Source organism: Acuticoccus yangtzensis, assembly GCF_001927245.1.
In the GTDB taxonomy this organism is placed as follows: domain Bacteria; phylum Pseudomonadota; class Alphaproteobacteria; order Rhizobiales; family Amorphaceae; genus Acuticoccus; species Acuticoccus yangtzensis.
On record NZ_MJUX01000009.1, the window covers coordinates 15093 to 40577 of the forward strand.

General features: G+C 69.4%; 23 protein-coding genes. 12 read left to right on the forward strand and 11 right to left on the reverse strand.

Annotated features, from left to right (window positions below; genetic code table 11):
* The first annotated feature begins 66 nt into the window (after positions 1 to 66).
* From BIX52_RS18590 to BIX52_RS18600, 3 genes are read left to right on the forward strand one after another with little or no spacing between them, the layout of a single operon-like run.
* Positions 67 to 912, forward strand: a complete 846-nt coding sequence (locus BIX52_RS18590) for an FAD binding domain-containing protein (RefSeq protein WP_075222615.1) — start codon at positions 67 to 69, stop codon at positions 910 to 912.
* Entirely contained in the window at positions 909 to 3674 is a 2766-nt protein-coding gene (locus BIX52_RS18595) for a molybdopterin-dependent oxidoreductase (RefSeq protein WP_075222616.1), read from the forward strand. Before BIX52_RS18590 ends, BIX52_RS18595 begins: the two co-directional genes overlap by 4 nt.
* Positions 3655 to 5241 (forward strand): xanthine/uracil/vitamin C permease, encoded by a 1587-nt coding sequence (locus BIX52_RS18600; protein WP_075222617.1) that lies wholly within the window; start codon positions 3655 to 3657, stop codon positions 5239 to 5241. The genes BIX52_RS18595 and BIX52_RS18600 overlap by 20 nt, the downstream gene beginning before the upstream one ends.
* An 85-nt stretch (positions 5242 to 5326) precedes the next feature.
* On the opposite strand, the gene BIX52_RS18605 is transcribed toward BIX52_RS18600, so the two are convergent.
* The 7 genes from BIX52_RS18605 to BIX52_RS18635 all read right to left on the reverse strand — a co-directional run bounded on the left by BIX52_RS18605 (position 5327) and on the right by BIX52_RS18635 (position 12552).
* Positions 5327 to 6055 carry an HAD family hydrolase gene (locus tag BIX52_RS18605; RefSeq protein ID WP_075222618.1) on the reverse strand — a complete coding sequence of 243 codons (729 nt, stop codon included), beginning with the start codon at positions 6053 to 6055 and terminating at the stop codon, positions 5327 to 5329.
* The gene (locus tag BIX52_RS18610) at positions 6052 to 6819 is read right to left on the reverse strand and encodes a glycerophosphodiester phosphodiesterase family protein (RefSeq protein WP_075222619.1); all 768 of its coding nucleotides are present in this window, start codon (positions 6817 to 6819) and stop codon (positions 6052 to 6054) included. Before BIX52_RS18610 ends, BIX52_RS18605 begins: the two co-directional genes overlap by 4 nt.
* Positions 6820 to 6831: 12 nt before the next feature.
* Complete coding sequence (locus tag BIX52_RS18615) at positions 6832 to 7707, reverse strand: ABC transporter permease (protein WP_075222620.1); 876 nt, start codon at positions 7705 to 7707, stop codon at positions 6832 to 6834.
* A 12-nt stretch (positions 7708 to 7719) separates the two neighbouring features.
* Positions 7720 to 8646: an ABC transporter permease gene (locus tag BIX52_RS18620; protein ID WP_075222621.1), complete on the reverse strand. Its 927-nt coding sequence runs from the start codon at positions 8644 to 8646 to the stop codon at positions 7720 to 7722.
* Between the two features lie 32 nt (positions 8647 to 8678).
* Complete coding sequence (locus BIX52_RS18625; RefSeq protein ID WP_075222754.1) at positions 8679 to 9692, reverse strand: ABC transporter ATP-binding protein; 1014 nt, start codon at positions 9690 to 9692, stop codon at positions 8679 to 8681.
* An 11-nt stretch (positions 9693 to 9703) separates the two neighbouring features.
* On the reverse strand, positions 9704 to 10822 hold the full coding sequence (locus tag BIX52_RS18630) for an ABC transporter ATP-binding protein (protein WP_083660498.1): 1119 nt from the start codon (positions 10820 to 10822) through the stop codon (positions 9704 to 9706).
* A 95-nt stretch (positions 10823 to 10917) separates the two neighbouring features.
* A complete protein-coding gene (locus tag BIX52_RS18635; protein WP_075222622.1) occupies positions 10918 to 12552 on the reverse strand; it encodes an ABC transporter substrate-binding protein in 1635 nt (544 codons plus the stop codon).
* A gap of 258 nt (positions 12553 to 12810) precedes the next feature.
* Here BIX52_RS18635 and BIX52_RS18640 point away from each other — a divergent pair, with 258 nt between their 5' ends.
* Positions 12811 to 13629, forward strand: a complete 819-nt coding sequence (locus BIX52_RS18640; RefSeq protein ID WP_075222623.1) for a sugar phosphate isomerase/epimerase family protein — start codon at positions 12811 to 12813, stop codon at positions 13627 to 13629.
* Between the two features lie 4 nt (positions 13630 to 13633).
* On the forward strand, positions 13634 to 15049 hold the full coding sequence (locus BIX52_RS18645; RefSeq protein ID WP_075222624.1) for an alkaline phosphatase family protein: 1416 nt from the start codon (positions 13634 to 13636) through the stop codon (positions 15047 to 15049).
* Positions 15050 to 15155: 106 nt separating this feature from the next.
* Here BIX52_RS18645 and BIX52_RS18650 read toward each other — a convergent pair whose 3' ends face one another.
* On the reverse strand, positions 15156 to 15761 hold the full coding sequence (locus tag BIX52_RS18650) for an SCO family protein (protein WP_083660534.1): 606 nt from the start codon (positions 15759 to 15761) through the stop codon (positions 15156 to 15158).
* Between the two features lie 28 nt (positions 15762 to 15789).
* On the reverse strand, positions 15790 to 17172 hold the full coding sequence (locus tag BIX52_RS18655) for an MFS transporter (protein WP_075222626.1): 1383 nt from the start codon (positions 17170 to 17172) through the stop codon (positions 15790 to 15792).
* 197 nt (positions 17173 to 17369) lie between these two features.
* On the opposite strand from BIX52_RS18655, the gene cyoA reads away from it, so the two are divergent.
* The 7 genes from cyoA to BIX52_RS18690 are packed head-to-tail and all read left to right on the forward strand — an operon-like array spanning position 17370 to position 24348.
* On the forward strand, positions 17370 to 18566 hold the full coding sequence (gene cyoA / locus BIX52_RS18660) for a ubiquinol oxidase subunit II (RefSeq protein ID WP_075222627.1): 1197 nt from the start codon (positions 17370 to 17372) through the stop codon (positions 18564 to 18566).
* Between the two features lie 14 nt (positions 18567 to 18580).
* Positions 18581 to 20605 carry a cytochrome o ubiquinol oxidase subunit I gene (gene cyoB / locus BIX52_RS18665; RefSeq protein ID WP_075222628.1) on the forward strand — a complete coding sequence of 675 codons (2025 nt, stop codon included), beginning with the start codon at positions 18581 to 18583 and terminating at the stop codon, positions 20603 to 20605.
* Positions 20602 to 21234, forward strand: coding sequence for a cytochrome o ubiquinol oxidase subunit III (gene cyoC / locus BIX52_RS18670; RefSeq protein ID WP_075222629.1), 633 nt, complete (start codon positions 20602 to 20604; stop codon positions 21232 to 21234). The genes cyoB and cyoC overlap by 4 nt, the downstream gene beginning before the upstream one ends.
* A complete protein-coding gene (gene cyoD / locus BIX52_RS18675) occupies positions 21231 to 21650 on the forward strand; it encodes a cytochrome o ubiquinol oxidase subunit IV (RefSeq protein WP_075222630.1) in 420 nt (139 codons plus the stop codon). Before cyoC ends, cyoD begins: the two co-directional genes overlap by 4 nt.
* Positions 21651 to 21654: 4 nt before the next feature.
* Positions 21655 to 22470 (forward strand): SURF1 family protein, encoded by an 816-nt coding sequence (locus tag BIX52_RS18680; RefSeq protein ID WP_075222631.1) that lies wholly within the window; start codon positions 21655 to 21657, stop codon positions 22468 to 22470.
* Positions 22467 to 23825: an ATP-binding protein gene (locus BIX52_RS18685; RefSeq protein ID WP_083660500.1), complete on the forward strand. Its 1359-nt coding sequence runs from the start codon at positions 22467 to 22469 to the stop codon at positions 23823 to 23825. Before BIX52_RS18680 ends, BIX52_RS18685 begins: the two co-directional genes overlap by 4 nt.
* The gene (locus tag BIX52_RS18690) at positions 23815 to 24348 is read left to right on the forward strand and encodes a response regulator transcription factor (protein WP_075222632.1); all 534 of its coding nucleotides are present in this window, start codon (positions 23815 to 23817) and stop codon (positions 24346 to 24348) included. Before BIX52_RS18685 ends, BIX52_RS18690 begins: the two co-directional genes overlap by 11 nt.
* On the opposite strand, the gene BIX52_RS18695 is transcribed toward BIX52_RS18690, so the two are convergent.
* Positions 24341 to 24571, reverse strand: a complete 231-nt coding sequence (locus BIX52_RS18695; RefSeq protein WP_075222633.1) for a hypothetical protein — start codon at positions 24569 to 24571, stop codon at positions 24341 to 24343. The genes BIX52_RS18690 and BIX52_RS18695 overlap by 8 nt on opposite strands.
* Positions 24568 to 25383, reverse strand: a complete 816-nt coding sequence (locus BIX52_RS18700) for a COG4280 domain-containing protein (RefSeq protein WP_075222634.1) — start codon at positions 25381 to 25383, stop codon at positions 24568 to 24570. The genes BIX52_RS18695 and BIX52_RS18700 overlap by 4 nt, the downstream gene beginning before the upstream one ends.
* Positions 25384 to 25485: the final 102 nt, after the last annotated feature.

The window sequence follows — 25485 nt, forward strand, 5'->3', positions numbered from 1 at the left end:
CAACGATGGATGAGCCGGCGCAGCGGCCCTTTCGCCACTGCGCCGGCCCAATAAAGGCGTAGGCGGATGGATCTGAACACTGTGGAGGAACTGGACCGGCCAAAAGGCGGCGCGGCGGTGGCAGCCCGCGCAGGCCGGTTGAACGACAGTGAAGCGTGGCTGGCAGGCGGAACCTGGCTCTTTTCCGAACCGCAGCCCAGGGTGTCCAAACTGGTCGACATCACCGGCGCGGGCTGGGCGCCGCTGACCATCAACACGTGCGGCCTCGAAATCGCCGCCACCTGCACCGTCGCCGAACTCGACGCGCTGCGCACCCCCGAGGATTGGCGCGCCGCTCACCTCATCGGCGCCTGCAGCCGCGCCTTCCTCGCCTCCTTCAAAATCTGGAACGTCGCCACAGTCGGCGGCAACCTGTGCATGGGCCTTCCGGCGGGGCCAATGATCTCCCTCACCGCCTCGCTCGACGGCGCCTGCCGGATCTTCGGCCGCGACGGGTCCGAGTGGGAGGTCCCCGCCCTCGACTTCGTGGTCGGCCCGCAGCAAACCGTTTTGCGGCCGGGTGAGCTGTTGCGGTCGATCCGCATCCCGGTCGACAGGCTGCGCCGGCCGGCGGCCTTCCGGCGTATCGCCCTGTCGCCGATGGGCCGCACCGGGGCGCTCGTCATCGGCACACTCGCCCCCTCGGGCGGCATCGACATCACGATCACCGGCGCCACGCCGCGCCCGGTGCGGATCGCCTTCCACACGGTGCCCGACGCCACATCCGCCGCCCGTGCCGTGGACGCGGCCATCCCGGTGGGCGGATGGTACGACGACGTCCACGGCAGCCCCGAGTGGCGGCGCGCCATGGTGAAGGAGTTCGCCGGGGAAATCAGCGAGGAGCTGGGCGCTGCGGCCAGGATGCGGCAATGACTTTCACCGTCAACGGCCAAGAGACGGACGCAGAACCCCGCCCCGGCCAATGCCTGCGCACATTTCTGCGCGATCAAGGGTGGTTCGGGGTCAAAAAGGGGTGCGATACCGGCGACTGCGGCGCCTGCACCGTCCACGTCGACGGTAAACCCGTCCACTCCTGTCTGATGCCCGCCGTCCGCGCCGAGGGCCGCGCGGTCACCACCATCGAAGGCCTCGCCGAGGGCCACGTCCTCCACCCCGCCCAGCAGCACTTCCTCGACGCCCAGGGCTTCCAGTGCGGCTTCTGCACCGCCGGCATGGTGATGACCACCGCCGCACTCGACCAAGGCCAGCGCACCGACCCGGACCGCCTCTTCAAAGGCAACCTCTGCCGCTGCACCGGCTACCGCCCCATCCGTGAAGCGGTCCGCGGCCAGCCCGTCCCGCCCGGCCCTCGCGATGCTCCCGCCCCCGCCGGCCTCGCCGTCGTCACCGGCCGCGCCCGCTTCACGATGGATGTCGCCCCCGCCGGCATCCTGCATCTCAAGATCCTGCAAAGCCCCCACGCCTCGGCCCGCATCCTCGCGATCGACACCACCGCCGCCATGGCCGTCCCCGGTGTCGTCGCCGTCCTCACCCATGCCGATGCGCCGGCCCGCTGCTTCTCCACCGCCCGTCACGAGAACCCGCTCGACGATGTCGACGACACCCGCGTGCTCGACGACGTCGTGCGCTTTGCCGGGCAGCGCGTCGCCGCCGTCGTCGCCGAAACGGAAGCCGCGGCGGAGAAGGCACGCGATCTCATCGCCGTGGACTACGAGCTTCTGCCCGCCGTGCTCGATCCCGTCGAGGCGCTCTTGCCGGGGGCGCACATCGTCCACGACAAGCCGCTCTCGTCCCGCATCGCGAACCCGGCGCGCAACATCGTCGCCGAGCTCTCCGGCGGCACGGGTGACGTCGAGGCCGGTTTCGCCGCCGCCGACGCGGTGCACGAGGCGACCTACGAGACGCAGCGCGTCCACCACGCCCAGCTCGAAACCCACGGCGCCATCGGCTGGCTCGACGCGGAAGACCGCCTCACCGTCCGCACCTCCAGCCAGACGCCGTTCCTGACGCGCGACGCCCTCGCCACCCTCTACGGCCTGCCGCGCGGCAAGGTGCGCGTGTTCTGCGAACGGATCGGCGGCGGCTTCGGCGGCAAGCAGGAGATGTTGACCGAGGACATCGTCGCCCTCGCCGTGTTGAAGACGCGCCGCCCGGTGAAGCTGGAACTCACCCGCGCCGAGCAGTTCACCATGACGACCACGCGCCACCCGATGCGCATCACCGTGAAGGTCGGCGCGCGCAAGGACGGCACGCTGACCGCCATGCAGATGCACATGCTGTCCAACACCGGCGCCTACGGCAACCACGGGCCGGGCGTGCTGTTCCACGGCTCGGGCGAGTCGATCGCACTCTATCGCTGCCCCAACAAGAAGGTGGACGGGGTCGCGGTCTACACCAATCAGATGCCGTCCGGCGCCTTCCGCGGCTACGGCCTCAGCCAGACCAACTTCGCCGTCGAAAGCGCCATGAACGCGCTCGCCGCCCGCCTCGGCATCGACCCTTATGCGTTCCGCCGCAAGAACATGGTGATGCCCGGCGACCCGATGGTGTCGCTGGACGCAGGTCCGCACGACGTCGAATATGGCAGCTACGGGCTCGACCAGTGCCTCGACCTCGTGGAACGGGCGATGAGCGAGACACCACCCGCCTATGCGGAGACGAGCGCTGCGGCCACCGGCACCGGCGCGCGTGACGAGATGGGCGACCCGGCCGACTGGCTGATCGGCCGCGGCATGGCGGCCGGCATGATCGACACGATCCCGCCCCGCGGCCATATCGCCGAATGCTGGATCCGCGTGTCCGAGAGGGGCTACGAGCTCGGCACGGGCACCGCCGAGTTCGGCAACGGCACCAGCACCGTGCACGCCCAGATGGCGGCGGACGCCCTCGGCACCACCCCCTCCCGCATCCGCCTGAAGCAGTCCGACACGGACGTCAGCGGCCACGATTCGGGCGCCTTCGGGTCCACGGGCACCGTCGTCGCCGGGGCCGCCACCTTGATCGCCGCCGAGAAGCTCGCCGGCCTCATCCGCCAGGCCGCCGCCGACCGCCTCGGCATCGCGGTGGACGCCGTCACCCTCGGCCCGGACGGCGCCACGGGAGCAGGACGCACCCTTCCGCTCAGCACCTTCGCAGGGCTGTCGGCGGACGGGCGAACCCGCGGCACACCCCGATCGGTCGCCTTCAACGTCCAGGCCTTCGAGGTCGCGGTGCACCGGCGCTACGGCACCATCCGCATCCTGCGCAGCGTCCACGCCGCGGACGCCGGAACCGTGATCAACCCACGCCAGTGCCGCGGTCAGATCGAGGGCGGCGTGGCCCAGGCGCTCGGCGCCGCGCTCTGGGAACGGGTGATGATCGACGGCGAAGGCCGCGTGACCAACGCCGCCTTCCGCGGCTACCACATCCCCGCCATGGGTGACCTCCCGGTCACCGAGGTGCACTTCGCCGACACCTATGACAGCATCGGCCCGCTCGGCGCCAAGTCGATGTCGGAAAGCCCCTACAACCCGGTCGCCGCGGCCCTCGCCGCCGCCATCCACGACGCGACCGGCGTCCACCTCACCGCGACCCCCTTCCTTGCCGACCAGCTCCACGGACGGCTCGGTGCCGCCCGGAGCGCCGCCGCCATTTCCCCGACCGAGGAGACTTTCCGTGACGTCATCGCCGTATGAATACAAGCTCTTCAACAAAAGCGACTACAGCGCCTTCTGGGCACTCTTTACGGACAATTTGATCAATCTCCTGGTGCTGTCGGGCATCTGCCGCTTCGTCTTCGGCATGCCCACGGAGATCGTCTTCGGGCGCATCCTGCCGGGCGCGGCCATCGCCATCATGTTCGGCGTCGCCGTCTACGCTTATCTCGCCAAGCGCGCCGCCGCCAAGGCCGGGCGCGACGTCACCGCGCTCCCCTACGGCATCTCGACGCCGGTGATGTTCGTCTACCTGTTCGGTGTCATCGGGCCGATCTATTGGGCCACCAACGACCCGATGCTGGCCTGGCAGGTGGGCATCGGCGCCGGCTTCATCGGCGGCATCGTGGCCGCCCTCGGTGCCATCGTCGGCCCGATGCTGAAGGCCGTCACCCCGCGCGCGGGCATGCTCGGCACCCTGTGCGGCATCGCGCTCGTCTTCATCGGCTCCGTGCCGCTGGCCGAGATCTTCGAGAAGCCGCTGATCGGCTTCGCCTCGCTCGCCATCATCCTGTGGGGTCTGGTCGGCCGCTTCAAGCTGCCGTTCAACGCGCCCGCGGGCCTCGCCGCGCTGGTGGTCGGCGTCGTCATCGCCATCATCCTGGGCGAATCCACCCTCAGCGTCGACGGGCTCGGCTTCTACCCGCCGCTCCCCTATTTCGGCGACCTGGTGCTCGGCATTCAGCACCTGTGGGCCAATCCCGAGCTCTTCCTCGTGCTCATCCCGGTGCAGATCTACAACTTCATCGAAACGATGAACAACGTGGAGAGCGCCGAGGCCGCGGGCGATCACTATCCCGTCGCCGTCTGCCAGGTGACGGACGGTGCGGGCACCATGGTCGGCGCGCTGTTCGGCTCGCCCTTCCCGACCACCGCCTATATCGGCCACCCGGCCTACAAGAAGATGGGCGCCCACGCGGGCTACGTGATCGCCGTCGGCACGGTCATCCCGCTGGCGGCCTTCTTCGGCCTGCTCGCCTTCCTCGGCGACCTGATGCCGGTGGCCGCCGCCGCGCCCGTCCTCGTCTTCGTCGCCCTGTCGCTGGTCACCAACACGGCGGGCTCGGTGCGGCCGGAGCACATGGCCGCCGTCGCCTTCGCCATCCTGCCCCACGTGTCGGACTTCCTCATCGTCAAATGGGGCTCGCTGATGGGGGCGCTCAGCGCCGCCGGTGTCGAGGGTCTGCCGCAGCTCGGCGACCCGGCCCTCACCGCCGCCATGCTGCAGCAGGGCGCGCACTATACCGGCCACCTGGCGCTGTCCCAGGGCGCGATCCTCACCGGCCTCATCTGGGGCGCCATCGTCGCCTCGCTGATCGACGGTGAGTTCAAGGTCGCGGGCGGCTTCACCCTGGCGGGCGCGGCGATGGCCTCGGTCGGCATCATCCACGGCGCCAGCCTGCACATGCCGACGCTGGCCGGGCCGACCGGCGGCTATCTCCTCGCCGCCGCCTTCTTCCTCATCTACCCGCTCGTCCTGGGCGACAAGGCCGCCGACCGTGTCGAGGCGGGGCCGGACGGCATCGCCCCGCCCGCCCCGGCGGAATAAGAAGCGCACCCGCCGGACCCGTCCGGCGGGCCGCCTCGGCGCCGCGGACGCCCTCGTCGCGCGGGGTGTCCGCGGCGTCGTCGTTTCAGGCGGCGGGCATCTCCATCGCGGGGGCCGCCACTGCGGCAACCGTCACGCCCAGCAGCGCCGCCAGTTCATCCGCCGAGGTCGCGACCGCCACCGCCCCCGCCTCGCGCAGGATGGCGACGCGGTTCGGGCGCGGATCGCCCGGCGTCACGAAGCCGATCGGCGTCACCCCCGCCCCCAAGGCCGCTGCGATGCCGGGCGGGTTGTCGTCGATCATCACCGCGTCCGCCGCGTCCGCGCCGAGCCGCTCCAGGCACAGCGCCACGAGGTCCGGCGCAGGCTTCGGCCGCGCCACCATCTGCGCCGAATAGACGTGCGCCCCGAACGGCTCGCGCACCGGAAGCCGCCCGAGCGAATTGTTCAGCCGGTCCACCTCGCTGTTGGAGGCGACGCACATCGGCCTGCCCGACGCGCCCACCGCCCGAACCAGCGCCTCGATCCCCTCGATCGCCGTCAGCTCCCGCGCGAAAGCCTCCAGAATGCGCGGCCGCGTCCCGTCCAGAATCGCCAGCGGATCGGCGATGCCGTCCTCAGCGCGCATCAGCTCCACCATCGTCGTCTTGGCGAGGCCGGTGAAGCGCAAGTGCACCGTCTCGCCGGTCATCGGATGGCCCGCCTCGGTCAGCGCCTCGGCCAGGATCCGCGCCGACATCATCTCGCTGTCGATCAGAACCCCGTCACAGTCGAAGATCACCGCGCCCTGCGGCAAGGACGCCGCGCCGGTCATGCATAATCCCGGTAGCGGCTCTCGCCGAACGCGCCGTCCCGGCAGGTCAGCGCCAGGTCCGGCCGGTCTGTCGTCATGTTGCCGACGCCGCGCGCCAGAAATTCACGCATCGTCGCCTCGTCGTTCACGGTCCACACGCACACTCGCTCCACGTCCCAGGACGCCGCCACGGCATCCCACTCGGGTTCGAGGAAATCGTGGCGCAGCGCCATCACGTCGGCAAGGCCGTGAACGCGGCCGATGAACGCGGCCAGCCCGCCCTGCCGCGTGATCCACGCCTCGTCCGCCGACACCAGGCGGCGGATCCCTGGCGCAGCGTCACGGCACGCCTCCAGCACGTCGACCGAGAAGGACGTTAGATGGCAGCGCGGCCCCAGCCCGCGCGCCGTAACCGCCTCGGCCACCTTCGCGGCCAGGCCCTCATAAGGCCGCCCATCCACGCCGAGCTTCAGCTCAACATGCAGCCCCAGCCCCTCGGCGGGGGCGAGGATGTCCAAGACGTCACCCAAGGCCGGCAACCCGTCCTCGCTATCGGTCAACCGCACCGCACGCCGCGCGTCCGGCGTCAGCGCCGCGACCGGTCCGGCGGCGTCGGTGGTGCGGTCCAGAGTGGCATCGTGGATCACCACGACCTCACCCGCGTCCGTCAGGTGAACGTCGAACTCGATCGCGTCGCACGCCAGCGCCACGGCGTTGCGGAAGCCGGTGGCGGAATTCTCGGCCCACAGATTGCGGGCACCGCGATGGCCGATGATGGCGGTCATGAAACGTCTCCGTCAGCGGATGGTGGGGTCGAGCTTGTCGCGCAGCCAGTCGCCGACCAGCGAAATGGACAGCGTGGTCAACGAGATGACCACAGCGGGCGCCAGCATGATCCACGGCGCCGTGGTGAGATACTCGCGCCCGAAGCCGATCATGTTGCCCAGCGACGTCTCCGGCGGCTGCACGCCGAGGCCGAGAAACGAGAGCCCCGATTCCATCAGGATGATTTCGGGAAAGGTCAGCGTCATCGACACGATCAGCGTCGACGCCACGTTGGGCAGGATGTGCTTCAGGTACACCCGCGCCGGTGTGCCGCCGAGCTGCACCACCGCCGCGGCATAGCCCTGCGCCCCGGCCGAGATGGCGAGGCCGCGGGCGATGCGCGCATAGCGCTCCCACCCGTAAAACCCCATCAGCGCCACCAGCAGCACCATGGAGGAGCCGAAGAAGGCCAGCACCGCCAATGACATGATGAGGAAGGGCAGCGCCGCCTGAAAGTCCGCCAGCATGATGACGATGTGTTCCGCCAGCCCCCGGAACCGCGCCGCCAAAAAGCCGAGCGTCGTGCCGAACACGGCCGACAGGATCGTCGCCCCGAAGGCGATGACGAACGACACCTGCACCGACTGGATGAGCCGCGAAAGCACGTCGCGCCCCAACTCGTCGGTGCCGAGGAGGTGCCCCGGCGTCAGCGGCGGAACGAGGCGCGCCATCAGGTCCATCTGCGTGATCGAATAGGGCCGCAGCCAATCGGCGAAGACGGCGACGAAAAGCGTCGCGCCCAGCCAGACCATGCCGAAGGCGACGCTCCACGGAACCAGACGGCGCAGGCGCGTCGTCAGTCCGGGGCGGCGCACGGCGGGGGCGGCGGCGATGTCGGTGAGGGCCATGGTTGCCTCCGCTCAGTGGGCCGCGTGGCCGCGCAAACGCGGGTCCAGCCAGCCGTACAAAAGGTCGACGACGAGGTTCGACACCACCATCACCGCCGCCACGAGGAGAAGGATGCACTGCACCACCGCCAGGTCGCGGTTGGTGACCGAGACGATGAGCAGGCGGCCGATGCCGGGCCAGCTGAAGATCGTCTCCACCACCACCGCGCCCGCCAGCAGCGAGCCCACCATGAAACCGACGATGGTCACGATCGGCACCGCCGCGTTGGGCAGCGCATGGCCGCGCACCACGCTGCCCCAGGTCACCCCCTTGGCCGACGCGGTGCGGATATAAGGCTGCCCCATCACCTCGATCATCGCCGAGCGCGAAAAGCGGGCGAGGATGCCGATGCCGCCGACGCTCATCGCGATGACGGGGAGGATGGCGTGCTGCCAAGTCGCATCGCCGCCCGACGGCAACCATCCCAGCGTGACCGCGAAGACCAGCACCAGCACCAGCCCCATGACGAAGGACGGGATGGTGAAGCCCATCACCGCGCCGAGGATCACCCCGCGGTCGATGGCGCTATCGCGGTGCAGCGCGGCATAGATCCCGGCCGGAATGCCGATGGCGAGTTGCAGCAGCAGCGCCGGAAGCGTCAGCTCCAACGTCGCCGGGATGCGCTCGACGACGAGGTCCAGCGCAGGCGACTGGCCGCGCATGGAGACCCCGAAATCGCCGGTGAAGATCGCCTGGATGTAGGCGACATATTGCACCCACACCGGCTGATCGAGGCCCCATGCGGCGCGGAAGGCGTTGACCGCCTCGATCGGCGCATCCGGCCCCATGATGACGGCGGCCGGGTCGCCGGACAGGCGCAGCACAACGAAGGCGAAGGTCATCACCGCGATGATGGTGACGAAGGCGCGGCCGAAACGGATCAGGACGAAACGGAACATGACGGACTCTCAGGCGGGCGGGCGGACGGGCGTCAGGCGGCGAGGCGATCTGCGCCGCCGACGAGGTGACACGCGGCGCGGCGACCGGCGGCGGTGGGAACGAGCGCCGGCGCCTCGGCGCGGCAGGAGGCGACGGCGTGCGGGCAGCGCGGGTGGAAGGCGCATCCGGCCGGGCGCGCCGCGGGGTTGGGCGGCTCGCCCTTCAGGATCATCCGCCCGTCCAGCCGCTTTCCGGGCGCCGGAACGGACGACACCAGCGCCTGCGTATAAGGGTGCTGCGGCGCGGCGAAGACGGCCTCCACCGGCCCCTCCTCGACGATCTCGCCGAGGTACATCACCGCCACCCTGTCGGCGAGATTGCGCACCACCTTCAGGTCGTGGCTGATGAACACCATGGCGAGGCCGTTCGCCGCCTGCATGTCGGCCAGAAGGTTCACCACCTGCGCCTGAATGGAGACGTCGAGCGCGGACACCGGCTCGTCGCACACCAGAAGCGACGGGCCGCAGGCGAGCGCGCGGGCGATGACGACACGCTGACGCTGCCCGCCGGACAGTTCGTGCGGATAGCGCCCCGCCTGGTCCGGCCGCAGCCCCACCGCCTGCATCAGCTCGGCGACGCGGGCGCGCCGCTCGGCCCGGTTGCCGCGGGCGTGGATGTCCAGCGGCTCGCGGATCTGGTCGGCGATGGTCAGGCGCTTGTCGAGCGCGGCGAGCGGGTCCTGATGCACCATCTGCATGTGCGCCCTCAGCGCGCGCCATGCCGGTGTGCCGGCGGCGGGCAGCGGCGCGCCCGCGAAGCGAACCACACCCTCCTGCGACGGGTCGACGCCGAGCAGCATCCGCCCCAACGTGGACTTGCCGGACCCGCTCTCGCCGACGATGCCGAGCGTCTCCCCCTGCGCCACCTTCAGGCTGACGCCGTTGACCGCACGCACCGGAACCGGCTGCCCGAACAAGCCCTTGCGCGTCTCGTAAATGCGAACGAGGCCGTCCGCCTCCAGCAGCGGCGCCGCCTTTCGTGGCGTGTCTCGGGTTACGTCCGGCATCACATCCAGCGTCACTGCGCGGCCTCCTGCCAGCGGCCGCGGTCCGGCCCGGAACCGGCCGGCCCCGCCCCGTGCGGCCCCGGCATGAAGGGCGGCGCCGCCTCATCCACCGCACGCACCGCCGCCGAGGCTCGCGCCGCCGGGTGCTGCGCCTCCGCAGGGGTGCGCGCGTCGGCCGGAACGGGGTCGAAACAGGCGAGCGCACGCCCGTCCGCATCCGGCTCGAGCCGCGGGCGCTGCAGGCTGCAAACGGCCACCGCACGCGCGCACCGCGGCGCGAAGGCACAGCCCTGCGGCAGCGCACGCGGGTCCGGCACCGTGCCGGGGATCGGCGAAAGGCGCGTCCGCGGCCCGGTCAGCGACGGCAACGCATCGAACAGGCCGCGCGTATAGGGATGGCGCGGCGCGTCGAACACCCGCCCCACCGGCCCGGATTCCACGATGCGCCCCGCATACATCACGCAGATGCGCTCGCACACCTGCGCCACCGCGCCGAGGTCGTGGCTGATGAACACCACCGCCATGCCCATCTCCTCGCGCAACGTCGCGAGTAGATCGAGGATCTGCGCCTGGATCGTCGCGTCCAGCGCCGTGGTCGGCTCGTCGGCCACCAAAAGGTCCGGCTCGCCCGCCAGCGCCATGGCGATCATCAGCCGCTGACACTGCCCGCCGGAGAATTCGTGCGGGTAGAGGTCGAAACGGCGCGCCGGATCGGGGATGCCGACGAGCTCCATCAGCCGCACCGCCTCGCGCCGCGCCGCCTTGCCCTTCAGGCCGCGGTGGATCCCCAGCGCCTCGGTGATCTGCCGCCCGGCGCGGATCACAGGGTTCAGCGCGCTCGACGGGTCCTGGAAGATCATCGCCACCTTGGCGCCGCGCACCCCCTCCAGCGTCGCGCGCTGCGCGCCGACGAGATCCACCGCGCCGAGCCGCACCTGACCCGACACGCGCGCCTTCGCCGGCAAGAGGCCCAGCGCCGCCAGCCACGTCACCGACTTTCCGCAGCCGGATTCGCCGACGAGGCCCACCGCCTCGCCCGGCGCCACGTCGAGGTCGATCCCGTGCAGCACCGGCACGCCGTCGAAGGCGACCGAAAGATCGCGGATTTGAACCAGATGGGAACGAGACATCAGCGGCCCCCCGTTGGGTTTCGTGCCGGCAATCCGGCAAACGCAAAACCCCGGCGGCACGAGGCCGCCGGGGTGAAACGACGCGGTGAAGGCGCTCAGTCGGCCCAGTTGCCGGCGCGGAAGTCCATGGCGAAGGCCGGAGCCGCACGCCAGTTGAGGTCGGAGCGCATGCCGGTGAACACCGCGTTCTGGTGCAGCACCTGGTAGGCCGGGTCCTCACGCTCGCAGATTTCCAGCATCCGCTTGGCCGCGGCCTTGCGCTTGTCGTGATCCGTGGAGGTCTCCATCAGCACGCAAAGCTGGTTCATCTCGTCGTTCGACCAGTCGCGCATCTGCTGGATCTGGCTGTTCGGGCCGAACTGGACGACGATCGGCGTGATCGGGTCGTTGATGTTGTTCGACGCCGACCAGTCGCGCACACCCTTCACGCCTTCGTGGGCGTGGATCTGGCCCCAGTTCTCCACCATCTGGATCTCGACGTTGAGACCGACCTGGCGCCACATCTCCACCATGATCTGCCCATTGGGCGTCTGGTTGATGTAGTAGTTGTTGAGGAGGCGATAGGGGATCGCGTCGCCCTTGTAGTTCGCCTGGCGCAAGAGGTCGCGGGCGAGCTCCGGGTTATATTCCGGCACCGTCCAACCTTCGATGAACATGTCCGACGCGCGGAAGCTCTCGAACTGCAGGCCGGCCGGTATCACCGTCATGCCGCCCCACAGGGAGTCGACGATGGCGCGGCGGTCGATCGAGTGCGTCATCGCGCGGCGCACCAGCGGATCGGCCAGGATCTCGTTCTCGGTGTTGAAGGTCGAGATGCGGTGGTTCCAGATGGTGGAGGACTGCACCTCGAACCCGGCCGCGTTCTGCACGCTGGCGATCTGGTCCGGCGGCAGGTCGCAGGCGAAGTCGTATTCGCCCGACAAAAGCCCGTTCACGCGGCTCGCAACCTCCGGCACCTCGACGAAGGTGATGCGCTCCAGCGGCGGACGGCCGCCCCAATAATCGTCGAACGCGACCAAGGTCAGCGACACGTCCGGGCGGTACTCTTCGACCATGTAGGGGCCGGTGGTGACGGGCTTCTTGGCCCAGTCGGCGTAGGTTGCCGCCTCGTCCCAGCCGCGGCGGCTCAGGATCTGGCTGCCATAGGCGTAAAGGCGGCCCTCCAGCGTCACGTCCGGCGTCGCGTTGTGCAGGCGCACCGTGTACTTGTCGACGACCTCGATGCCGGCCAGCGCAGGCCACAGGCGGCGGCCGATGCCCGGCACCGCGGCCGGCAGATCCTTACCGGTCTGCGGGCGGTAGTCCTCGGCGTAGATCGTCTTGCCGCCCGCGGGCTCGGTGTCGGCGAACACGCGCTCGGGCGAGAAGGAGAAGGCCACGTCCTCGGCCGTCATCTCGTCGCCGTTGTGGAAGCGCACGCCCTCGCGCAGCTTCAGCTCGATGGTCTGATCGTCGAGCCGCGTCCACTCGGTGGCGAGGCCGGGGACCGGACCCTGGTTGCCCATCCAGTCACGCAGGATGAGGCCTTCCCACAGGTTCGGGAAGAAGACGCGCTCACCGACGTTCGACTGCTCGTGATACGGGTCCAACGTGTTGTTGTTGGAGATCTTCTGCACCGCGATGGTGAGCGACGGGCGCGCACCCTGGGCGCGCAGATAACCCGGCAGCGCCAGCGTGCCGGCGGCCGCGCCCATGAGGCCGAGCGCATGGCGGCGATTGAGGATGAGCATGTGTCACTCCAGTCGTCTGGCGCAGCGGCGCCGGGGACAAGGGCGGCCGCGACGATGCGGCCCGATCCCCGCCGCCTACCGAGCGCGCTTGACGCTCTGACGACACTTTCAAAACGCTTTTGTTACAGCCGCATGGCGGATTGCCGCGCCGCCGCGCGCAAGGGGCTTCGTCATCGGACCGTCACGCCAGCGTCGTCGCAGCGTCATCGGCCGGGCCTAGCCGGGGGCGTGACCTCTCCCCCGATTGGATGCCTCCCCATGACCGACCTGCCCCTCCTCGGCGCGGCAATGCCGCTCGATGTGCTCGAAACCCTGCGCGACTTCATCGTCGACGAGGGGCGCGACCTGGAGCTTCAGGACTTCATCTTCGCCGAGGTGCTGGACGGTGATTGGCAGCCCAAGGTGGACCGCGCGCGAAAGCTGCTGGACGGTTATGCCGGGCGGCTCGGTATCCACGGGCCCTTCTGGGGGCTGACGATCGCGAGCCACGATCCCGAGATCCGCGCGGTGGTGACGAAGCGCATGCGCCAAGGCCTCGCCGTCTGCGAGGCGCTCGGCGCGACGCAGATGGTGATCCACAGCCCCGTCACCACCTGGGACGCCAACAACCTCGACAATCTGCCCGGCCAGCGCGAGGCGCTCGCCGAACGCGTCCACCTGACGCTGGACCCGGTGATTTCCCAGGCCGAGGCCGCAGGGGTGACGATGGTGCTGGAAAATATCGAAGACAAAGACCCCGCCGCGCGCTGCGTTCTGGCGGACAGCTTCGCCAGCCCCGCCGTCGCCGTCTCCATCGACACCGGCCACGCCCACTATGCGCACGGTTCCACTGGCGCGCCGCCGGTCGACTACTATGTGCGCGCGGCCGGCGACCGGCTGCAGCACATCCACCTGCAGGACGCCGACGGTTATGCCGACCGCCATTGGCGCATCGGCAACGGCACGGTGAACTGGCCGGCCGTCTTCGCCGCGCTCGGAACGTTGTCGTCGCGCCCGCGCCTCATCATGGAGCTGCGCGACAAGTCCGGCATCCTGCCCTCCGCGGCGTGGCTGAACGCCGCCGGTCTGGCACGCTGAAGCGATGAAACCGGGCAGCACCCTCCTCGTCACCTTCGACGGCCTGCGCCGCGACCGGGCGACCGCCGATCTGATGCCGAACCTCGCCGCCTTCATGGCCGCGGGGACGGACTTCATCAACGCGCGCAGCATGTTCCCCAGCGAAACGCGGGTGTGCGTGACGAGCACCTTCACCGGCTGCGCGCCGGCCGACCACGGCCTCGTCGCCAACACCTTCCACCACCCGGCGCTGGCGGGGCGCCCGGTCAACACCGGTCAGGTGGACGACCTGATGCACGTCACCGCCGCGGGGCCGCTGCTGCACGCCGTGCCGCTCGGTGACCGGCTGGCGGCGGCGGGCAAGTCGATGGTGGTGGTCAGCACCGCGTCGACCGGGTCCACGCATCTGATGAACCCCCACGCCGCCGCCAACGGCCACGAGGTCTTCTCCTGCCACCAGACCAACGACCGTGACGCCGCCATCGACCGCGACGCACGCGCCCTCCTCGGCCCCGTCCCGCCGATGACGACGCCGAACGACGCGCGCATCACCCACGCCGGGCGCGTCGTCACCGAGATCGTCTGGCCGAGCCGCGACCCCGACCTGTGCGTCCTGTGGCTGAACGACCCGGACCTGACCGAGCACGCCTTCGGGGTGACGGCGCCCGAGACCGAGGCGGCGCAGCGGCACACCGACGCCGTGTTCGGCGACATCCTCGCCTGGTGGCGCCGCGGGAAGGGGCCGGAAAATCTCATCGTGATGTCGGACCACGGCCAGATCACCGGGTCCGCTCTCGCCTCGCCCGCGGCCGACCTCGCCGGCGGATGGGAAGGCCGCCTGTCGCCCGGCGTCTTCAACGGCCTGTGGCTGGACGATCCTTCCCCCGCCGCCGTCGCACGCATGGTGGACCGGCTGACCGAAATGCCCTGGTGCGGCCTCGTCTTCACCGGGCGCGGGGCCGATGCCGCCGTGGGTACGCTGCCCATGGGCCTCACCGCGCAAGGCCACGCCCTGGCGCCGGACATCGCCTTCACGCTGCGCTCCACCGGGCCCGACCACGGGCGCGACGCGGCCGAGCAGAGCCGCTACTTCGCCGACTACATCGCGGTCGGCGGCGGCATCCACGGCGGGCTGAACCGGGGCGAGCTCTCCACCGTGCTCGCCGGGGCCGGACCGCGCTTCCAGGCCGCCACCGTCAGCGACACGCCCTGCTGGCTGCCCGACATCGCCCCCACGATCCTGCACCTTCTCGGCCTTCCCGCCCACGGCATGCGCGGCCGGGCGCTGACCGAGGCGTTCGGCGAAGCGCCCCCCACCGTCACACACACTGTGCACACGGTGGAGCATCGCGGCTTCGTGCAGCATCTGGCGCGGTGGGAGGTCGGCGGCCGCGGCATCGTCGACGAGGGATGGACCGAGGGCACCGGCGCCTGGGGCTGATCCGCAGCGCAACAGCCCCGGCGGCGACCCCGTACGAAGAACCGCCGCCACATGCCCCGGCCGCGCGCACGTCACCGCGGCGGGCCGGGCGCATCGCGGCGGACGCTCACCCGTCGATGAGCGCCCTCAGCTTGGTGAGGCGCGCCTCGGCCGTTTCCCCGTAGGCGATCGTCCCTGCGAAATCGCCCTGCGCATCCATCAGATAGACGGCGGCGGAGTGGTTCATCGTGTAGCCGCCGCCCTCCAGCGGCACCTTTTCCCAAAACACGCGGTAGTCGCGCCGCAGGGCCTCGAGGTCCTCGTCATCGCCGATCAGGCCGACGATGCGCGGATCGAACACACCGAGATAGTCTGACAGAAACGCCGCCGTATCCCGCTCCGGGTCCACGGTGACGAACAGCACCTTCAGCCGGTCCCCGTCCGCGCCGAGTTCGCCGAGCGCCGTCGACATCTCCCACAGCGTGGTCGGGCAGATCTCCGGACAATGGGTGAAGCCGAAGAAGACCGCGAAGGGCGTCCCCTTCAGATCCGTGTCGGACAACGTTCCGCCGGTGTGCGTGGCGAGCGTGAAGGGCCCGCCGACCCCGCCTTTCACCGTCGACGCGGCGGGCGCGCCGTCGGCCTGCTGCGCGACGAAGCCGATCAGCAGCGACCCGGCCACGGCCAGCACCACGGCCACCGCGGCGGCGAGGACGAGGATGCGGCGGATCATGCCCGCCACCCGCAAGCAGCCCCGCCGGTCATGCCTTCGTCGCGCTCTTGTCCGCGACGGTGGCCGCAGGATCGGCTTCGGCCGCATCCGTGTCGGCGGAGGACGGGATGATCTCCCACCGGTAGGTCAGCCGCAGCGCCAGCAGCGTGCACAGCGCGCCCGACAGCAGATAGGCGCCCGCTGCGATGAGGCCGATCTCCGCCGACAGGAACAGCGCCACCAGCGGCGCGAACCCCGCCCCGAACAGCCACGCGAGGTCCGACGTGATCGCCGAGCCGGTATAGCGGAAGCGCTGCGTGAACCCCTCCGCCACCACGCCCGAAGACTGGCCGAAGGAGACGCCGAGCAGCGCGAAGCCCGACACCATGAACCACACCTCACCGATGATGCCGGCGCTCAGAAGGTGCGGCGCGAAACCGCTGAACGCCGCGGTCAAAAGCGCGCAGGTCCACAACACGCGGCGCCGTCCATAGCGGTCGGACAACAGACCCGACACGACGATGGCGATCATGAACACCACCGCGCCGATCGCCTCGATGGTGAGGAAGCGCCACGTCGCCTCGTCCGTGTAGAGGAAGATCCACGACAGCGGGAACACCGTCACCATGTGGAAGAGGGCGAAGGTCGCGAGCGGTGCGAAGGCGCCCAGAACGATCGTGCGCCCCTCGTGGCGCAGCGTGCGCAGGATGGGCTCGGGGCGCAGCTCGCGCGCGTCGAACAGGCGGGTATATTCCGGCGTCACCACGATGCGCAGCCGCGCGAACAGCGCCACCACGTTGATCGCGAAGGCGACGAAGAACGGGTAGCGCCAACCCCAATCGTAGAAGTCCGTCGGCGCCAGGATGGCGACGAAATAGGCGAAGAGCACCGTGGCGACCAGCAGCCCGACGGCGGCGCCGAACTGCGGGATCATCGCGTAGAAGCCGCGCTTGTGGGCCGGAGCGTTCAGCGCCAGAAGCGAGGCGAGACCGTCCCACGAGCCGCCCAGCGCCAGCCCCTGCATGATGCGCAGGATGATCAGCACCACCGCCGCCCAATGGCCGATCGAATCGTAGGTCGGCAGGAATCCGAGCGCCACCGTCGCCGTGCCCAGCATGAACAGCGCGATCGTCAGCTTCATCGCCTTGCCGTAGGCGCGGTCGATCGCGGTGAAGAGCACGGTGCCGAGCGGCCTGGCGACGAAGGCCAGGCTGAAGATCGCGAAACAGTAGAGCGTCGCCGTCAGCGGATCCGCGTAGGAGAAGACCCGCGTCGGAAACACGATCACGCAGGCGATCGCGAACACGAAGAAGTCGAAGAACTCCGACGCGCGGCCGATGATCACCCCCACGGCGATGTCGTTGGGATTCACGTCGGCGTGGCGGGTGTTGACGATGCGGGCGTCGCGTTCAGCCGTGGTTTCGGCAGTCATCAATGGTCGTCCTGCGGGTGGGCGTCGAAGGGCTGCGCGGCAAAGCGCGGGGTGAGACCGGCACACGCGCCAGCCTCATCGCGCCTTTTGCCTTGATCTGCGGCAAAGGAGGGATTGGGCAAATTGTCCAATCGCTGCCGCGGCGGCGATCGGGCAAGTCAGCATCATTCTCAGACCCTCCCTGCCCCAGTAGGCCCATGCCGAAGTTACGCTTGCTCCCCCTTCTCCTGGTCACCGGCCTGCTCGGCGGCTGCAACATGGTCGTGATGAACCCCTCCGGCGACGTGGCCGCGCAGCAGCGCGACCTCATCCTCATCGCCACCGGCCTCATGCTCGTCGTCATCATCCCGGTGATGGTGATGACGGTGCTCTTCGCCTTCCGCTACCGCGCCAGCAACACCGAGGCGCCCTACGACCCCGAGTGGGACCATTCGACTCAGATCGAGCTTGCCGTCTGGGCGGTGCCTCTCCTCATCATCATCGCGCTAGGCGCCTTCACCTGGGCCGGCACTCACCTCCTCGACCCCTACCGCCCGCTCGGCCGCATCGACCACCAAACGCCGATCGCCGAAGAGCACGAGCCGCTCGAGGTCCAGGTCGTCGCGCTCGACTGGAAGTGGCTGTTCATTCTGCCTGAATACGGCGTCGCCTCGGTCAACGAGCTCGCCGCCCCGGTGGACCGGCCGATCACCTTCAAGCTCACCTCCACCTCGGTGATGAACGCCTTCTACATCCCGGCGATGGCGGGCATGATCTACACCATGCCCGGTATGGAGACGACGCTGCACGGGGTGATCAACAAGCCCGGCGAATACGAGGGATTCTCCGCCAACTATTCGGGCGCCGGCTTCTCCAAGATGCGTTTCGCCTTCCACGGCACCGACGAGGCGGGCTTCGACGCATGGATCGAGAAGGCCCGCTCCAGCGAGGCCGTTCTCGACCGCGAGACCTACCTCGCTTTGGAGCGTCCCAGCGAGGGCAACCCGGTGCAGCTCTACAGCCAGGCCGACGCCGACCTCTTCCCGCTCATCGTCAACATGTGCGTCCAACCGGGGATGATGTGCATGAGCGAGATGGCCGCGATCGACCGCCAGGGCGGGCTGGGCCTCGCCGGCATCCACAACACGCTGCCGCTGACCGCCGCGCTCTCGGACCGCAAGGCGCAGCCGGTGTTCGGCGCGGCGCCCAGCTATGTCGCCGCCATCTGCACCGAGGACGAGGCGATCGCCGGCTACGACGCGGCGAACGATGCCGAGCTGCGCGACCGCTTCGCCTCGCTCTCCGGCTTCGGTCTTCTCGCCGCCGCCCAGCCGCCGGAGATCACGCCCGCGACGGCGCCCAACATGACACCCCTGCCGAGCCGCGCCGCCGCCGCTCCGCATGACAACCTCTGAACCGCATTGAACCGATGGCCGTAACAACCCCTGTTCCCGTCAGCCCGATCTTCGGGCGCCTGACGCTCGAGGCGCTGCCGATCCATGAGCCGATCCTCGTCGTGACCTTCGCGGTCGTGGCGCTCGGCGCGGCCGCGCTCCTCGGCGCCCTCACCTATTTCCGCCTCTGGGGCTACCTCTGGCGGGAATGGTTCACCAGCGTCGACCACAAGAAGATCGGCATCATGTACATGGTGCTCGGCATCGTCATGCTGCTGCGCGGCTTTGCCGATGCGGTGATGATGCGCTTGCAGCAGGCCATCGCCTTCGGCGGGTCCGAGGGCTACCTGCCCGCGCACCACTACGACCAGATCTTCACCGCCCACGGCGTCATCATGATCTTCTTCGTGGCGATGCCGGTTGTCACGGGCCTGATGAACTACCTGGTGCCGCTGCAGATCGGCGCGCGGGACGTCTCCTTCCCCTTCCTGAACAACTTCTCGTTCTGGATGACGACGGGCGGCGCGGTCATCGTCATGGCCTCGCTCTTCGTCGGCGAGTTCGCGCAGACCGGCTGGCTCGCCTTCCCGCCGCTCTCGGGGCTCGATGCCAGTCCCTATGTCGGCGTCGACTATTATATCTGGGGCCTTCAGGTCGCCGGTGTCGGCACCACGCTGTCGGGCATCAACCTCCTGGTGACGATCATCAAGATGCGTGCGCCCGGCATGTCGCTGATGAAGATGCCCGTCTTCACCTGGACGGCGCTGTGCACCAACGTGCTCATCGTCGCCTCCTTCCCGGTGCTGACGGCGGTGCTCGTGCTCCTGTCGCTCGACCGGTACGTCGGCATGAACTTCTTCACGAACGACTTCGGCGGCAACGCCATGATGTACGTGAACCTCATCTGGATCTGGGGCCACCCCGAGGTCTACATCCTCATCCTGCCGATGTTCGGTGTGTTCTCCGAGGTCGTGTCCACCTTCTCCGGCAAGCGCCTCTTCGGCTACACGTCGATGGTCTACGCCACCGTCTGCATCACCATCCTGTCCTACCTCGTGTGGCTGCACCACTTCTTCACGATGGGGTCGGGCGCCAGCGTGAACTCCTTCTTCGGCATCACGACGATGATCATCTCGATCCCGACCGGGGCGAAGATCTTCAACTGGCTGTTCACGATGTACCGCGGCCGGATCCACTTCGAGCTGCCGATGATGTGGACCGTCGCCTTCATGCTGACCTTCGTCATCGGCGGTATGACGGGCGTGCTCCTCGCCGTTCCGCCGGCCGACTTCGTGCTCCACAACTCGCTCTTCCTGGTGGCGCACTTCCACAACGTCATCATCGGCGGCGTGCTGTTCGGCATGTTCGCGGCGATCAATTATTGGTGGCCCAAAGCGTTCGGCTTCAAGCTGAACCACTCCTGGGGTCTCGTCTCCTTCTGGTGCTGGGTGGTCGGCTTCTGGGTCGCGTTCGCGCCGGTCTATATTCTCGGCCTCATGGGCGTCACCCGCCGCATGCGCGTGTTCGACGATCCGGACCTGCAGATCTGGTTCATCATCGCCGGCTTCGGCGCGGCGCTGATCGCCACCGGCATCGCCACCTTCCTCATTCAGATCGGCGTGTCGATCTGGAAGCGGAAGGAGTATGCGGAGACCACCGGCGACCCGTGGAACGGGCGGACCCTCGAATGGGCCACGTCCTCGCCGCCGCCGGCCTACAACTTCGCCTTCACCCCGCTGGTCCACGCCACCGATGCGTGGGCCGACATGAAGGCGCGTAATTATCAGCGCCCGCTGAAGGGCTTCGCGGCGATCCACATGCCGTCCAGCACCGGGGCGGGCGTGATCCTCGCCGGCCTCTCCACGGTGATCGCCCTGGCGCTCATCTGGTACATCTGGTGGCTCGCGATCGTCGGCTTCGTCGGCCTGATCGGCTACGCGATCTTCCACACCTTCGACTATCACCGCGACTATCACATCCCCGCTGATGTGGTGACGCGCACCGAGGACGCGCGCACGGCCCAGATCTCCGCGCGCCTCGCACCCGGAGCCGCCGAATGAGCGCCGCATCGACACCCGCCGCAGCCGCCGGCGAGGTCCGCTTCCATCCGGAGACGGAGCCGCATCACCCGGAGGGCTCCTCCACGATGCTGGGCTTCTGGATCTACCTGATGAGCGATTGTCTCATCTTCGCGATCCTGTTCGCCTCGTTCGGCGTTCTGGGCGGCAACTACGCCGCCGGGCCCGGCCCTAAGGACCTGTTCGAGCTGGAGCTCGTTGCCGTCAACACGGCGATGCTGCTCCTCTCCTCCATCACCTACGGCTTCGCCATGCTGGAGATGGTGAAGGGCCGCAAGACGACGACGCTCGTCTGGCTCGGCGTCACCGGCCTCTTCGGCCTCGCCTTCCTCTGCATCGAGATCTACGAGTTCCAGCACCTCATCCACATCGGTGCCGGACCGCAGCGCTCGGCCTTCCTGTCGGCCTTCTTCACGCTCGTCGGCACGCACGGCCTGCACGTCACCTTCGGCCTCGTCTGGCTCGTCACGCTGATGGTGCAGGTGCACCGCTTCGGCCTCATCGAAGCCAACCAGCGGCGGCTGATGTGCCTCTCGCTGTTCTGGCACTTCCTCGACGTCATCTGGATCGGCGTCTTCACCTTCGTCTACCTGCTCGGGATGCTGCAATGAGCATTGCCCACCACGACCGCTACGGCCGCCCCCACGTCGTCGAACACGAGGGCGAGGAGCACGGCCACCACGACGGGCACGGCCACGGCGGTGCCGCCCACGGCACCCTCGCCGGCTACCTGACCGGGTTCATCCTGTCGGTGATCCTCACGGCGATCCCCTTCTGGCTCGTCATGGACATGCCTCTGCCGGACGCGCAGACCACCGGCTTCATCGTCGTCGGCCTGGCGGTGGTGCAGATCGTCGTCCACATGGTCTTCTTCCTGCACATGGACCCGCGGTCCGAGGGCGGGTGGATCATGACCGCGCTGGTGTTCACGCTGATCCTCGTGGTCATCGCCATCAGCGGCACGCTGTGGGTCATGTACCACCTCAACGCCAACATGATGCCCGCCCACGACATGGGCGTTCTATAAGACCGTGACCGCCACCACCGGACGAGGCCCGTCGCGACGGGCGCGCATCGCCGCCATCGTCCTCATCCTGATCGCGGGGGCGGGTTTCACCGCCCTCGGCGTGTGGCAGGTCGAGCGCCGGGCCTGGAAGCTCGACCTGATCGACCGGGTGGAAGCCCGCCTCGCCGCTGCCCCCACCCCCGCGCCCGGTCCCGCCGAATGGGCCGGCGCCGGCACCCCCGGATGGGACCGCGCCTACGAATATCGCCCGGTCACCCTCACCGGCCGGTTCGACGGGCCGGGCGTGCCGGTCAAGGCCGTCACCGCGCTCGGCTCCGGCTTCTGGCTCGTCGCGCCGTTCACCGACACGCGCGGCTTCACCGTCCTCGTCAATCGCGGCTTCGTCACCGATCCCGCCACCCCGAATGCGGCGCCCGCGCCCGATGCGCCCGCGCCCGGTGCAACCGGCGGGGACGACGCCGCGCCGGTGCCGGTGGGCGAGACCGTGGTCGGTCTCCTGCGCCTCAGCGAGCCCGGCGGCGGCTTCCTGCGCTCCAACCAGCCGGGCGCCGGGCGCTGGTTCTCGCGCGATGTGGCGGCGATCTCCGAAACCCTCGACCTCGCCGACGCCGCACCCTACTTCGTCGACGCCGCCGCAACTCCGGACGCTCCGGACGGCGCTCCCGTCGGCGGGCTCACCGTCCTCACCTTTCGCAACAGCCACCTCGTCTACGCGCTGACGTGGTTCACGCTCGCCGCGCTGTCGCTCGTCGCCCTCGTCCTCGTCCTCCGACGCGGCCGCAGCACCGCGCGCCGCCCGGCCCCCTCGCCGCGCCCATGATCCGCCCGACCCTCGCGGCCGGAAGCACGGCCGCCGGCAGCACGCGCCGCGGCGCCGACACGGCCGGCACCCCCATCGGCGAATCGGCCAACCGGCAGAACCTCACCCTCCTCACGCAACTGAGATGGGTGGCCGCCATCGGCCAGGTCATGACGATCTTCCTCGTCACCTCGCTGCTGGGCATCGCCTTGCCTCTGGTGCCGCTCGCGGTGGTGATCGCGCTCCTCCTCGGCCTCAACCTCGCCACCTTGTGGCGCCTCGGCCGCCCGCGCCCGGTCACCAACCGCGAACTCTTCTACCAGCTCTTCCTCGATGTCGGCCTGCTCACCGCTCAGCTCTATCTCAGCGGCGGCGCGCAGAACCCGTTCATCATGCTCTACCTGCTGCAGATCATCCTCTCCGCGGTGCTCTTGGAAGCGTGGTCCGCCTGGGCCCTCGCGGGGATCGCCAGCGCCTGCTTCATGGTGCTCATCGGCGTCTCCATGCCGCTTGAGCTGCCGCACGGGTCGCTGCACCAGCTCGATTCGCTCAAGCTGCTCGGCGGCCTCGTCTGCTTCGTACTCACCGCGGGGCTGCTCGTCTTCTTCATCGAAAAGATCAACACGAACCTGCGCCTGCGCGATCAGCGCCTGGCCGACCTCAAGCGCCAGGCCGTGGAGGAAGAGCACATCGTGCGCATGGGCCTCCTCGCCTCCGGCGCCGCCCACGAACTCGGCACCCCGCTCGCCACCGTCTCCGTCATCCTGGGGGACTGGCGCCACATGCCCGAACTCGCCGCGAATCCCGCCATGATGCAGGACATGGACGACATGCAGACCCAGCTCGACCGCTGCAAAGCCATCGTCTCGGGGATCCTCATGTCGTCCGGCGAGGCGCGCGGGGAAAGGGTCGTCGCCACCACCGTCGTCCAATTCCTGCGCGAAGTGGTGGAGGAATGGCAGGCCGTGCGCTCCCCGTCCCACGTGCAGTTCGACAACGATTTCGTCCCCGACGAGCCGATCCTCTCCGATCCCGCCTTGAAGCAGGTCATCGCCAGCCTGTTCGACAACGCGCTGGAAGCATCGCCGGGCTGGATCGGCATCGCCTCGGCCCGCAAGGACGGGGCCCTCGTCGTCACCGTCACCGACCGCGGGCCCGGTTTCGACCCCGCGATCCTCGCCGACTTCGGCACCCCCTACCGCTCCAGCAAGGGGCGCCCCGGCGGCGGCCTCGGCCTTTATCTCGTCGTGAACGTCGTGCGGAAGCTTGGCGGACGCGTGTCGGCGCACAATTTGAAGGAAGGGGGCGCGTCGGTGTCCCTCTCCCTGCCGCTCGATCGGCTGTCCGCACCGGAGCCCGCAACGGATGGACGCTAACCCGACCCTCCTCATCATCGAGGATGACGCCGTATTCTCCCGCACCCTGCGCAAGTCGTTCGAGCGCCGGCACTACAACGTCTCCGTCGCCTCGGGTGTCGCCGAGATGCAAGGGGCGCTGCAGACCGAAACGCCGGACTACGCGGTGGTGGACCTGAAGCTGGCCGACGGCTCCGGCCTCGAATGCATCAAGGCGCTGCACCAGCACGACCGCGACATGAAGATCGTCGTCCTCACCGGCTATGCCAGCATCGCCACCGCCGTGGAGGCGATCAAGCTCGGCGCCTGCCACTACCTCACCAAGCCGTCCAACACCGACGATATCGAGGCCGCATTCGCCCGCGCGGAGGGCGACACGGCGATCCCCCTCACCTCCCGGTCCACCTCCATCAAGACGCTGGAGTGGGAGCGCATCCACGAGGTGCTGGCCGAGGTGGACTTCAACATCTCCGAAGCCGCGCGGCGGCTCGGCATGCACCGCCGAACCCTGGCCCGCAAGCTCGGCAAGAGCCGCGTCACCTGAGCCGCCGCGCCCGCTTCGTTCGCTGCGCATAGGCCACGGCGAACACCACCGGCACCGCAAGAGCCCCCGCCGTGAGCACCGCCATCGCCGCGATGTGGGGCGGCGCCGTCATCGCCGCGAGCGCACCGGCGACGGCCACCAGCGCAAGGATGGCCACCGCCATCGCCGCATCGGCCACGAACATGCCGACGAGTTCGGCCAACACCGTGCGCAACAGGCTCACCGCGCCACCTCCGCGGGGGCGCCCGAGGCGACCTGCCGCGCGAGCCCCGCCGCCAGCAGCCCCGCCGCGAGGAACAAGCCGGCCAGAAGGAAGAGGACGAGGTCGCCCCCCGGCCATTCGAGGCCGATCCCCTCGCCGGTCCAGAACACGCCGAACGCGCACAGCATGACGCCGACGCCGAACTTCAGCGTATTCTCCGGCACCCGCGCCAGCGGCTTGCGCACGGCCGCTCCCACCGCCAGAACCGCCGCGCAGGCGCCGAGCGCACCCAGGCTCGCCGGCAGCAAAAGCCCCCGTCCCGCCCCCACGGCGATGACGATGAACACCACCTCCAGCCCCTCGAGCAGCACGGCCTTGAAGGCGGCGATCCCGGCGATCCAATCCTGCGACGCCGTGCTCCGCGCCGCCGCGTCGGAACGCGCGCCCGTCGCCGATGGGTCCGCCCCCGCTGCGGTGTGCCCCTCGGCCGACAGGGCCGCCGATTCGCGTGCGAAAATCGCCACCTCGTCGTGCAGCGGGATCAGCCCGGCCGCCCGCAGCGCCGCCTTGCGCAGCCAGCCCATGCCGAACAGCAGCAACAGGACGCCGATGACGAGCTGCAGCACATGAAGCGGCACCCGCCCCATCAGCGGCCCCAACGTCAGCACCAGGGCGCCCAGCACCGCCAGTGCGGCGAACGTGCCGGCAAGGGCCGGGCGCCAGCCGCGCAAGGTCGCCACCGCCAGGATGATGGTGAACGCCTCCACCACCTCCACCAGCGAGGCGAGAAAAGCCGAGCCGATGGCCGGCGTCGCCGTGCTCCACTCGATCATTCGCCACCTGCCTTTGCCGAACGCGCGCCTATCGCCGTCCCGCCGCTCTACGCCGCCCGACAAATCTAGCGCCGCCCCGCACCGTTGTCGGCCTACAAATCG